We start from the raw sequence: 11,071 nt of genomic DNA, 5'->3' as shown, positions 1-11,071 counted from the left end.
GCGCTCGGCGTGGTCGGCGCCGGCGTCCACGGCCAGGACGGCGGCCCCGGCGGCGGTCAGGGCGCGCACCACGGCACCGGCGGCACCGGCGGCGGCGCCGGCCACCACGACCACGGACTCGGTGTTCAGACTCATGGTGCTGCGATCTCCGATCATCGCGCTCGGTGCGGCCGAGCGGGTCCAACGGGCGGATCCCACGGGCAGGTCCAACAGGCGGAACCCATGGGCGGATCCCGCGGGCGGGTCCCACAGGCGGGCGGGACAAGCGACAAGGATATGGCGGCCGGGGCCCGCTCAGCCGGTCACGCCGCGCGTCGCCTCCACGACCGGTGCCAGTTTCTTGCTCAGGGCCTCGTAGAACATCGACAGCGGGAACTCGTCCGGCAGCACCGCGTCGACCAGGCCCTTCGGCGGCCCGTCCAGCGGCAGCGCCTCGGCCCCGCGGGCCCACACCGACGCCGGGTTCGGCGCCACGTAGCTCGCCACCAGCTGGTAGGCGGCCATCCAGTGCGCCGGCTTGGGCTTGTCGATGCCGCCCCGGTACAGGGTTTCCACCTCCACGCCCAGGGCGATCACGGCGTCGGCGATCCGGGTCCAGTCCACCGCCAGCCGGTTGTCGGTCCAGCGGATCACGCCGTGCCGGTGCAGGTAGGCGAACAGCAGCTGGCCGCCGAGGCCGTCGTAGTTGCGGACCCGGCCCCCGGTGATCGGGAAGCGGAACAGGCGGTCGAACAGGATCGCGTACTGCACCAGGCGCGCGTGCGAGGCGCCCGCGCCGCCGTCCCGCTCCAGCGCCACGGACTCGCGGAAGGCGGTCAGGTCGCAGCGCAGCTCCTCCAGCGAGTACAGGAAGTACGGCATCCGCTGCTTGATCATGAACGGGTCGAACGGCAGGTCGCCGTGGCTGTGGGTGCGGTCGTGGACCAGGTCCCAGAGCACGAACACCTCCTGCGTCAGCCGCTGGTCCTCCAGCAGCCGCGCGGCGTCCGGCGGCAGCGACATCTTCAGGGTCCGGGCGGCGGCCGAGGTGACCATGCGGAAGCGCGCGGCCTCCCGGTCGCAGAAGATCGCGCCCCAGGTGAACACCGGCGTCTCCCGGACCGCGACGGTCTCGGGGAACAGCACCGCGCTGTTGGTGTCGTAGCCGGGGGTGAAGCCGTCGGGGGCGGCGAACTCGATCGGCAGGAACTGCGGGTTCGGATACCTGTCCCGCTCCAGCTCGGCGATCCAGTCCGGCCACACCGCGCGGATCACCAGCGCCTCGAAGTTGCGGTCCAGGTTGCCGTTCTGCGTGTACATCGGGAACAGCACCAGGTGCTCGCGGCCGCCCTCGCGGGCCCGGGCCGGGTTGAAGGCGACCAGGGCGTCCAGGAAGTCCGGCACGCCGAAGCCGCCGTCGGCCCAGCGGGTCAGGTCCTTCTGCACCGCGGCCAGGTAGTCGGCGTCGTGCGGGAAGGCCGGGGCCAGCGCCTCCACGGCGCCGCCGATCCGCAGCACCAGGGCCTCGGCCCGGGCCCGGTCGTGGCCGGCCTCGAAGTCCACCGAGCCGTCCTTGGACTGCATCGGGCGCAGTTCCTCGACGGCGGCCTTGAGGTCGGCGAAGGCCGGCGAGGCCAGCACCGGGTGGGCGGCGGCGGCCCGGGCGTCGGGCTGCGGGCGGCGCGCGGACCAGGTCACGGCGTTGAGCCAGAGCGCGCGGTGGTCGTAGTCGGCGATCGAGTCGTCGCCGAACATGTCGGAGTCGGCGAAGACCGCGACCCGGCCCCGGCCGAACCGGACGCCGACGGCCAGCGGGCGGTCGGCCGGGTCGGCGGTGGGCGAGGAGTTCAGCAGCGGCAGCACGTCGGCGTCGGCGGCGGTGAACAGCGTCCCGGAGCGGTAGAAGCAGGCCTCGGCGACGCCGGCCAGCACGTCCTCGGCCTCGATCCGGCCCTCGGGCAGCCGGGCCCGATCGGCCAGCACCCAGCGGGCGTTGCCCTGGTGCCGGCGGACGGCGTCCTGCACGGTGCGGTGCTCGATGCCGACGCCGAACCGGGCCAGCAGGGCGGTCAGGTTGGTGCCGGCGTCCTGCTCGCTGTCGGCCAGCAGCACCAGGCCGCCGCCGGCGGCGACGTAGCCCTGCAGGGCGTCGAGCTCGGCGACGGTGAGCACCGGGCTGCCCAGGCCGGTGGTGCGCTCCCGGACCGGGTCGGCGGGGTGCGCGATCACCACGGTGTCGGCCCCGGCCAGGGTCTCGGCGGTGAACAGGCCGGCCCGGTGCGCCTCGACCGCGTAGCCGCGCTCGCGCAGCAGCTCGGCGGCGTGCGTGTACCCGGCGTCGGCCGGGTTCACGGGATTCATGGCCAGCGCGGATCCCGGATCGATGGTCCAGGCCTCACTGTGCGCCTCGTCGAACAGGACTCGCAGGAATCCCGTGTGCTGCCGCATAGGTCACCTCGCCGGGGGTCGGGGAAGACGGGGGCCGATCGCGGGGACGGTCGGGAAGGCGGTCGCCGGATCGGGGGACGATCGCCGGGGGATCCGATGATCGGACGGGACGATGTAAGAAGTTGTGTGTGATCAGTCTACCGCTGAAAATCCTTCTGGATCAATCCTTGATCGCAGGAGTTGTTTGTGAGCAGCGCGGCTCGGCGCCGGTCCGGTCGGACCCCGGGTCCAGTCCGAGTCCAGTCCGAGTGCAGCCCGAGTCGAGGCCGAGTCGAGCCCGAGCCCGTGCCGAGTCGAGCCCGGGTCCGTCCCGAGCCCGTGCCGAGTCCGCGGCCCCGGGTCCGACCGGGGGTGTTCGCCGACGTTCCCGCGATATTCCAGTGGCGACCGAAGTCCGGCGCGCATACGGTCGGTTTCCATGGCATCAGAATTTGCCGACGATCTGTCGTGGCGTCCACTCCTTGTCTCAGACGCCGAATACCTGGCGGACCTGTTGAACGCCGCCGAGGACGCGGACGGCGGCGAGGAGCACTACAGCGCCGAGGACGCCGCCGAGGAACTGGCCGACCCGACCCTGGATCTGCCGCGCGCGAGCGTCGCGGCCTTCGACGGCGATCTCCTGGTCGGCTACTTGACGGCGATGGTCCGGCCCTTGGCCACCGGTGAACACCGGGTCCTGCTCGACGGCACGGTGCGTCCGACGCACCGCCGGCGCGGCATCGGCACCCGGCTGCTGCGGGAAGGGATCGAGCTCGCGCGCGCCGCGCACGACCGGATCCACCCGAACCTCAAGTTGATCATCGACGTGCAGCGGTTGGACACCGTCGCCGGGGCGCAGGCCCTTTACGCATCATTCGGATTCATGCCGGTCCGGTACTTCCAGCACATGCGGCACCCGCTCGGCGGGAGCGTCAAGGAGGTGGCCGTCCCGGGCGGGCTGGCGCTTGAGGGCTGGTCGCCGGGGACCGACCCGGAGTTCCACCGGATCCGCAACGAGGCGTTCCGCGACAACTGGGGCGCCGCGCCGGTGACGGCGGAGCAGTGGACGGTGCGGTACGCGAACCGGAACATGCGGCCGGAAGTCAGCTTCCTGCTCCGCGACCAAAACGGCGGCGAGGCGGTGGGCATGCTGCTGACGCTCAGCTGGGACGCCGACACCGAGGCCAGCGGGGTGCGCGACGCCTACATCATGCTGATCGGGACCCTGCGGGAGCACCGGCGGCGCGGGGTGGCCGGGGCGTTGCTCAGCCAAGCGCTGCGGGCCGCGCAGGAGAACGGGTTCGAGCGCGCGAGCCTGGTCGTGGACGCGGAGAATCCGACCGGGGCGTTCGGACTGTACGAGAACGCCGGGTTCGTGCCGCATATCCGGACGACGCGATGGGCGCTGGACGGGTAGCCCCCTCCGCGCCGTCGGGGCGGAGGGGGCTGAACGGGCCGAGCGGGCTGAGCGGGTGGCCCGGGGGCCGGATCGGCGGGAGGCCGGTTCGGCGCAAGGCTCGAAGGCGGTCCTCAGTCCTCGACGACCCGCAGCACGATCTTGCCCGCGGTCCGGCCGGACTCGCCGAGCTCGTGCGCCTTCGCGGCGTCGGCCAGCGGCAGCTCCGCGGCCACGACCGGGCGCAGGCGGCCGGACTCGACCAGGTCGCGGATCGCGAGCAGCTGGGCGCGGTCGGGCTCGACCAGCATGAAGTCGGAGACCACGCCGCGCTCGGTGGCGCGCTCCCGCATGGCGGGGTCGACGTCGTAGTTCAGCGCGACCAGGGTGCCGCCGGGGTTCATGACGCGCAGCGAGCGGTCGAAGTAGTCGCCGCCGATGGCGTCGATCACGACGTCGACGCCGGTGACGGCGTCGGCGAAGTCCACGGTGCGGTAGTCGATCACCTCGTCGGCGCCGAGGCCGCGCACGAAGTCGTGCTTGGCGGCGCCGGCGGTGCCGATGACGTGGGCGCCGAGCGCCTTGGCGATCTGGACGGCGACGTGGCCGACGCCGCCGGCCGCGGCGTGCACCAGGACCCGCTGGCCGGGCCGCACCTTCGCGTAGTCGGTCAGCGCCTGGTAGGCGGTGAGCGAGACCAGGGGCAGCGCGGCGGCCTCGACGTGGGTCAGGCCTGCGGGCTTGGGGGCGAAGTGGCGGGACGGGGCGACGACGTACTCGCTGTAGCCGCCGGGGAAGTGCGGGAACAGCGGCATGCCGGAGACCTCGTCGCCGGGCCGGAAGAGGGTGACGCCGCGGCCGACGGCCTCGACGACGCCGGAGACGTCCCAGCCCAGGATCGCGCCCTGCTCGGTGACCCCGCGGCGGCCGGCCCAGCCGCCGGCGGCGCGGGTCTTCCAGTCGGCGGGGTTGATCGCGGCGGCGTGCACCCGGACCAGGATCTCGGTCATCTCGGGTCGGGGCTTGGGGACGCGGGTGAGCCGGAGGACGTCGGCCGGTCCGCCCTCGGCGGCGACGACGGCCCGCATGGTGCTGTGCTCTGTCATGGGTCCAGCCTGGTCGAGCGGGGCGGGGCCTCGAAAGTGGCCCGATGGCCAATGTGTGAAAGGATCGGGCCATGAGCTCGGACTGGGAGACGACGACCGCACCGACCACGCCGACCGCGCCGGCCGCGACCGGCCTGCCCTGCCAGGTCACGCTGCCCGCCGTCGCCGACGCGCGGCCCACCGCCGGCTCGCGGCGCGCCGCCCGGCACCGGATCGTGGTGCTGGCCCTGGACGGGGTGATCCCGTTCGATCTGGGGATCCCCAGCCGGCTGTTCGGCGCCGCGCTCGACGCCGACCTCCAGCCCTTGTACGACGTGGTGACCTGCGGGTTGAGCGCCGGGCCGGTGCGCACCACCGACGGCTACCAGCTGCTGGTCGAGCACGGTGCCGAAGCGTTGCGCGAGGCCGACACCGTGATCGTCCCGCCGGCTTATCCGTTCGTGGACGACCTCGCCGCCGGCGCGCCGCTGCCGCCGGAGCTGGCCGAGGCGCTGGCGCTGATCCCCTCGACCGCGCGGAAGGTCGCGCTGTGCACCGGCGCCTATGTCTTCGCCGCCGCGGGCCTGCTCGACGGTCGCCCGGTGACCACGCACTGGAACCAGGCCGAGCGGATGGAGGAGCAGTTCCCGGCGCTGCGCGTGGATCCGAACGTGCTGTTCATCGACGACGGCGACGTGCTCACCTCGGCCGGGGTCGCCGCCGCCATCGACCTGTGCCTGCACCTGATCCGCACCGACCACGGCAGCCGGGTGGCCAACCTGACGGCGCGGATCTGCGTGGTGCCGCCGTCGCGCGACGGCGGCCAGGCGCAGTACATCGAGCGGCCGGTCCCGGAGCCGTCGGCGACCGGCACCGGCCCGGCGCGCGCCTGGGCGCTGGAGCACCTGCACGAGCCGTTGACGCTGCCCGAGCTGGCGGCGCGGGCAGGCATGAGCGTGCGCACGTTCACGCGGCAGTTCCGCACCGAGACCGGGCAGAGCCCGGGCCAGTGGCTCACCGGGCAGCGCGTCGACCTGGCCCGGCAGCTGCTGGAGGCCACCGACCTGCCGATCGACCGGGTCGCCGAGCGCGCCGGGTTCGGGACGGCGACCTCGATGCGGCAGCACCTGCGGACCTCGATCGGGGTCTCGCCGCAGGTGTATCGGAAGACCTTCCAGGGAGTGGGAGTCGGAGTGGGAACGGGAGTCGGAGTGGCGACGGGTACCGAAGTAGGGGCTGGAGCTGGAGCAGGAGCGGGAGCGACACGATGAGCGAGCCGGAGTTCGTCCCGGGGCTGGAGCTGTCGCGGCGGTTCTATCAGGAGGCTGTGCGGCCGATCGTCGAGGCGACGGCGCCGGGCGTCGAGCACTCGGCGGCGCGGCTGGGCGGCGGCTCGGAGGTGCTGGGCTTCGACACGGCGCGGTCCGCCGATCACGAGTGGGGGCCGCGGACGCAGCTGTTCCTGTCCCCCGGCGACCTGGCCGCGCACGGCGAGCGGATCTGGGCGGCGCTGGCGGATCAGCTCCCGAAGACGTTCCTGGGCTACCCGACCAACTTCGCGCCGACCGGCGCGGCCGACACGGTCGACGGGACCGACGGCCTCCGGTACATGCGGCTCACCGACGGCCCGGTGCACCACCGGGTCGAGATCGCCGACGTCGACGGCTGGCTGACCGGGCGGCTGGGCTTCACGCCGTCGGCGGGCGTCACCGTCGCGGACTGGCTGGCCACGCCGACGCAGCGGCTGGTGGAGGTCACCGCGGGCGCGGTGTTCCACGACGGGCTCGGGCAGCTGGAGGCCGACCGCGAGCGCCTGGCCTGGTATCCGCGGGACCTGTGGCGGTATGTGCTGGCCTGCCAGTGGCAGCGGATCTCGCAGGAGGAGGCGTTCGTCGGCCGCTGCGGGGAGGTCGGCGACGAGCTCGGGTCGGCGGTCGTGACGGCGCGGCTGGTCAGGGACCTGATGCGGCTGGTGCTGCTGATGGAGCGGCGGTATCCGCCCTACAGCAAGTGGCTCGGTTCGGCGTTCGGCGGGACGGTCGCGGCGGTGACGCTGTCCCCGTATCTGCTCGGGGCGCTGGCCGCCACGGACTGGAAGGGGCGGGAGGCGCAGCTGGTCCCGGCGTACGAGCACGTGGCGGCCATGCACAACGCGCTCGGGCTGGCCGAGCCGCAGGATCCGGCGACGCGTCCGTACTACGAGCGGCCGTTCCGGGTGATCGGGGCCGATCGGTTCGCCCGGGCGCTGTTCGAGAGCGTCTCCGATCCCGGGATCCGGGCGCTGCCGCCGACCGGTGCTGTCGATCAGTTCGCCGACAGCACCGACTTCCTCGGGCGGGCCGAGGTCACGCGCGGCGCCTATCTCTCGACGGTGTCGACCCGCTGAACCCGCTCGGCCGTCTCGATCCGCTCGGCCGTCTCGACCTGCTTGGCCGTCTCGACCTGCTTGGCCGTCTCGATCCGTTCCCCGGCCGCGGCCCCGCGGCCGTGCCAGGACTCCCAGAGCCCGGCGTAGGCGCCGTCGGCGGCCACCAGCTCCTCGTGGCTGCCGAGCTCGGCGATCACCCCGTCCTCGACGACGGCCACCCGGTCGGCGTCGTGGGCGGTGTGCAGGCGGTGGGCGATGGCGATCACGGTGCGGCCCTCCAGCACCGCCGCCAGCGAGCGTTCCAGGTGGCGGGCGGCGCGGGGGTCGATCAGCGAGGTCGCCTCGTCCAGCACCAGGGTGTGCGGGTCGGCCAGGACCAGGCGGGCCAGGGCCAGCTGCTGGGCCTGGGCCGGGGACAGGGTGCGGCCCTCGGCGCCGATCTCCGTGTGCAGCCCTTCGGGCAGGGCTTCGACCCAGGTCAGGGCGTCGACGGCGGCGAGCGCCGCGCCGACCTCGGCGTCGGAGGCCTCCGGGCGGGGCAGGACCACGTTGTCGCGGACGGTGCCGGCGAAGACGTGGTGCTCCTGGTTCACCAGGGCCACCTGGCCGCGCAGTTCGCCCAGCGGCAGCTCCACCAGCGGCACGCCGCCGACCGCAACCGAGCCCTCGGTGGGGCCGTGGATGCCGGCCAGCAGGCGGCCGAGGGTGGACTTGCCGGCGCCGGAGGGGCCGACCATCGCCAGGCGCTCGCCGGCGCGCACCGACAGGTCGACGCCGTGCAGGACCTCGCGGCCGGGGATGTAGGAGTAGCGGACGTCGGCGGCGACCAGGTCCTCGCCGCTGGGCCGGGCGCCGGAGGGCTCGCGGTCGGCCGGGACGCCGGCCACGCCGAGCAGCCGGGCCAGCGAGGCGCCGCCGACCTGGAGCTGGTCGGCCCAGGCCAGCATCTCGTCGATCGGGCCCATGATCTGCTGCATATAGATGGTGGCGGCGGTGACCTGGCCGAGGCTGAACCAGCCGTGGATGTAGCCCAGGCCGCCGAGCAGCAGCGTCAGCGCCACCGGCACGATGTAGCAGGACTCGGCGGTGGGCCAGAACACGCAGCGCAGGTAGAGCGTGTAGCGCTCGGCGGCGTATTGGCGGCGGATGTCCTCGTCGGTGCGGTCGACGCGGCGCTGCTGGAGGCCGAGGGCCTCGATGGTGCGCGCGCCGTCGACGGTCTCGGTGAGGCCGTCGGTCATGTCGGCGTAGCGGGCGCTCTCGGCGAGGTAGCCGGCCGGGGCGCGCTTGAGGTACCAGCGGAACACCACCCAGATCGGGGGCACGATCACCAGCAGCGGCAGCATCGCCCACGGGCTGACCAGGGCCAGCGCCACCAGGGTCAGGGCGGTGGTGACGAGCGCGACCAGGGTGGTCGGGACGCCGAAGCGCGCGGCCTGGCTCAGGGCGTCGACGTCGCGGGAGGACCGGGACAGCAGGTCGCCGCTGCCGGCCCGCTCGACCACCGACAGCGGCAGCTCCAGCACCCGGGCCACGAAGTTCTCGCGCAGCTCGGCCAGCACGCCCTCGCCGAACTTGCCGGCCGCCAGGTTGGCGTAGCGGGTCAGCACGGTCTGGAGCACCAGGAACAGCGCGATCAGGCCGACGACGACGTCGACGTGGCCGGCGGTGGTGCCGTGCTGGACGCCGTCGATCAGCGCGCCGAGCAGCCGGGGGCCGAACAGCCCGGCGACCGCGGCGAGCGCGAACAGGGCGACGGTCAGGCCGAGGTCGCGGCCGCGGTTGCGGGCGACGTGCGCGGCGTACCGGCGCACCTCGGGGTAGGCGGCGACGGGCAGCGCCTGCCGGGCGGGGTTCTCGGGGGGCGGGGCGGGTGCCGCGGCCATGTCAGTCCTCTTCCCTGGTCACGGTGGCCCGGTAGGCGGGCACGGTCGCCAGCAGTTCGCGGTGCCGGCCCTCGGCGACGGCGCGGCCGCCGACGAGGAACACCACGTTCTCGGCGCGGTCGAGCATCAGCGGGCTGGTGGTGAAGACCACGGTGGTGCGGCCGCTGCGGGCCCGGGCCAGCCGGTCGGCGATCCGGGCCTCGGTGTGGGCGTCGACCGCGCTGGTCGGCTCGACCAGGAGCAGCACCTCGGGGTCGGCGAGCAGGGCGCGGGCCAGGCGGAGGCGCTGCTGCTGGCCGCCGGAGAAGGAGCGTCCGCGCTCGGTGATGGCGGAGTCCAGCCCTTCGGGGAGGGCTTCGACGATGTCCTCGGCGGCGGCGGTGTGGAGGGCGGCGGTGGGAGAGAAGACCAGGGGGTCGGATATTGGTGTCGGTTGTCCGGATGGTGTTGGTTGCCCGGGCGGTATCGGTTGTCCGGGCGATCTCTGTGCTCCGATCGGGCAGTGGACGCCGTTCGCGGCGGGAGTCAATTCGTCAGCGAGCCGTCCGGCGAACAGGCGCGCGTCGTTGTCGGCGACCAGGATGCGTCGGCGGAGCCGGGACAGCGGCAAGGCGTCGACCGGAACGCCGTCGAGGGTGACGCCTTCGGCCTGGCGGTAGCGGCCGAGGCGGTCGGCGAGGTCGATGGCCTCGGCGGGGTCGGCGGAGGCGACGGCGGTGAAGGTGCCCGGGGCGAAGGCCACGCCGGTGCGGGTGTCGGCCAGGGCGCCCGTGCCGGCCGCCGGGCCGGTGCGCGATGCGTCGGCGGGCACGGACTCGGTCCCCTGCCGCAACGGGTTCCGCAACGCCAGCACCGTCACCACGCGGGTCGCCGCCACATGGGCCTTGAGGAACCGGCCCCAGGCCTCGGTGATGGTCCGCAGCGGGATCACCAGGAACGCGGCATAACCGTAGAAGGCCACCAGCTGGCCGGCGGTGATGTCCCCGGAGATGGCCAGCCGCGCCGCCAGCCACGTCACCCCGACCACGAACAGGCCGGGCAGCAGCACCTGGGCCGATTCCAGGAGCGACTCGACCCGGGCCACGCGGACCCCGGCCGCGCGCAGCTGCTGGGACTCGGCGCGGTAGCGCTGGGCGAACTCCGGCTCGCCGCCGATCCCGCGCAGCACGCGCAGCCCGGCCACGATGTCGTTGGCGCGGCCGGTCAGGCGGCCCTGGAGGGCCCGGACCTCGCTCTGGCGGCGGTGCATCGGCTTGAGCAGCGGTCCCACCAGGGCGGTGATCAGCGGCACGCCGATCAGCACGGTCAGGCCGATGCGCAGGTCCGCGGCCAGCAGCAGCACGGCCACCACCACGATCGAGACCAGGGCGCCGGTGAAGCGGGCCGAGACGTCCATCGTGCTGCCGATGTTGGAGGTGTCGGCGGTGCCGATCGCGATCACGTCGCCGGTGGCGATCCGGCTGGGCAGGGTGGCGCCGAGCTCGGTGGCCTGCCGCGCGGTCAGCTGCACGGTGCGGTAGCTGGCGGTGAGCCAGTTGGTGACCGCGCAGCGGTGGCGGAGCACCCCGGCCACGCCGGTCACGCAGCCCAGCGCCAGCACCGCGGCCGCCCAGCGCCACAGCTCGCCGGAGTTCTTGGCGGTGACGCCGGCGTCGATGGTCCGGCCGACCGCGGCCGGCATCAGGGCCTGGCTGACCATCCACACCACGCCCCAGAACGCGCCGAGGGTCATCGTCGTCCACTGCTTGCGGACCAGCCAGAACAGGAACCGGGTCGCCGAGCGGGTGTCGGGGGTGCCGGGGTCCGGCTCGGGGAGGTGGCGCATGATCGAACGGTAGACCGGCCCGGCGAGGGGCGGCCACCCGTTTTCTCCGGCTTCGTGACCTGCGCCGACCCCGTCGCCTGTTCGAGGCTTGACTCAGGTCCCCCG

At 73.8% G+C, this 11,071-nt stretch carries 7 protein-coding genes; 3 read left to right on the top strand and 4 right to left on the bottom strand.

The features are described from left to right. Positions 1–294: 294 nt before the first annotated feature. On the bottom strand, positions 295–2,427 hold the full coding sequence (locus ABD481_RS27235; RefSeq protein WP_344668612.1) for a DUF6421 family protein: 2,133 nt from the start codon (positions 2,425–2,427) through the stop codon (positions 295–297). Positions 2,428–2,845: 418 nt separating this feature from the next. On the opposite strand from ABD481_RS27235, the gene ABD481_RS27230 reads away from it, so the two are divergent. Beyond that, positions 2,846–3,823, top strand: a complete 978-nt coding sequence (locus ABD481_RS27230) for a GNAT family N-acetyltransferase (protein WP_344668611.1) — start codon at positions 2,846–2,848, stop codon at positions 3,821–3,823. A gap of 113 nt (positions 3,824–3,936) precedes the next feature. Here the strand turns inward: ABD481_RS27230 and ABD481_RS27225 are convergent, their stop codons facing one another. After that, on the bottom strand, positions 3,937–4,908 hold the full coding sequence (locus ABD481_RS27225) for an NADP-dependent oxidoreductase (RefSeq protein ID WP_344668610.1): 972 nt from the start codon (positions 4,906–4,908) through the stop codon (positions 3,937–3,939). A gap of 71 nt (positions 4,909–4,979) precedes the next feature. On the opposite strand from ABD481_RS27225, the gene ABD481_RS27220 reads away from it, so the two are divergent. After that, positions 4,980–6,158, top strand: coding sequence for a GlxA family transcriptional regulator (locus ABD481_RS27220; protein ID WP_344668609.1), 1,179 nt, complete (start codon positions 4,980–4,982; stop codon positions 6,156–6,158). Continuing rightward, on the top strand, positions 6,155–7,273 hold the full coding sequence (locus ABD481_RS27215) for a DUF4037 domain-containing protein (protein WP_344668608.1): 1,119 nt from the start codon (positions 6,155–6,157) through the stop codon (positions 7,271–7,273). Before ABD481_RS27220 ends, ABD481_RS27215 begins: the two co-directional genes overlap by 4 nt. On the opposite strand, the gene ABD481_RS27210 is transcribed toward ABD481_RS27215, so the two are convergent. Further along, positions 7,246–9,141 (bottom strand): ABC transporter ATP-binding protein, encoded by a 1,896-nt coding sequence (locus tag ABD481_RS27210; protein ID WP_344668607.1) that lies wholly within the window; start codon positions 9,139–9,141, stop codon positions 7,246–7,248. The two genes, ABD481_RS27215 and ABD481_RS27210, sit on opposite strands and share 28 nt — an antisense overlap. Position 9,142: 1 nt before the next feature. Next, complete coding sequence (locus ABD481_RS27205) at positions 9,143–10,966, bottom strand: ABC transporter transmembrane domain-containing protein (RefSeq protein WP_344668606.1); 1,824 nt, start codon at positions 10,964–10,966, stop codon at positions 9,143–9,145. Positions 10,967–11,071 lie beyond the last annotated feature (105 nt).

Source organism: Catenulispora yoronensis (genome assembly GCF_039531695.1).
GTDB lineage: Bacteria > Actinomycetota > Actinomycetes > Streptomycetales > Catenulisporaceae > Catenulispora > Catenulispora yoronensis.
Note: the sequence above shows the minus strand (reverse complement) of the source record. Positions and strands in the feature narration are given on the sequence as shown.

Bases quoted from the DNA above. Each gene is read 5' to 3' on its own strand.
- ABD481_RS27235 (WP_344668612.1), bottom strand. From the start codon at position 2,427: ATGCGGCAGCACACGGGATTCCTGCGAGTCCTGTTCGACGAGGCGCAC.
- ABD481_RS27230 (WP_344668611.1), top strand. From the start codon at position 2,846: ATGGCATCAGAATTTGCCGACGATCTGTCGTGGCGTCCACTCCTTGTC.
- ABD481_RS27205 (WP_344668606.1), bottom strand. From the start codon at position 10,966: ATGCGCCACCTCCCCGAGCCGGACCCCGGCACCCCCGACACCCGCTCG.
- ABD481_RS27210 (WP_344668607.1), bottom strand. From the start codon at position 9,141: ATGGCCGCGGCACCCGCCCCGCCCCCCGAGAACCCCGCCCGGCAGGCG.
- ABD481_RS27215 (WP_344668608.1), top strand. From the start codon at position 6,155: ATGAGCGAGCCGGAGTTCGTCCCGGGGCTGGAGCTGTCGCGGCGGTTC.
- ABD481_RS27225 (WP_344668610.1), bottom strand. From the start codon at position 4,908: ATGACAGAGCACAGCACCATGCGGGCCGTCGTCGCCGCCGAGGGCGGA.
- ABD481_RS27220 (WP_344668609.1), top strand. From the start codon at position 4,980: ATGAGCTCGGACTGGGAGACGACGACCGCACCGACCACGCCGACCGCG.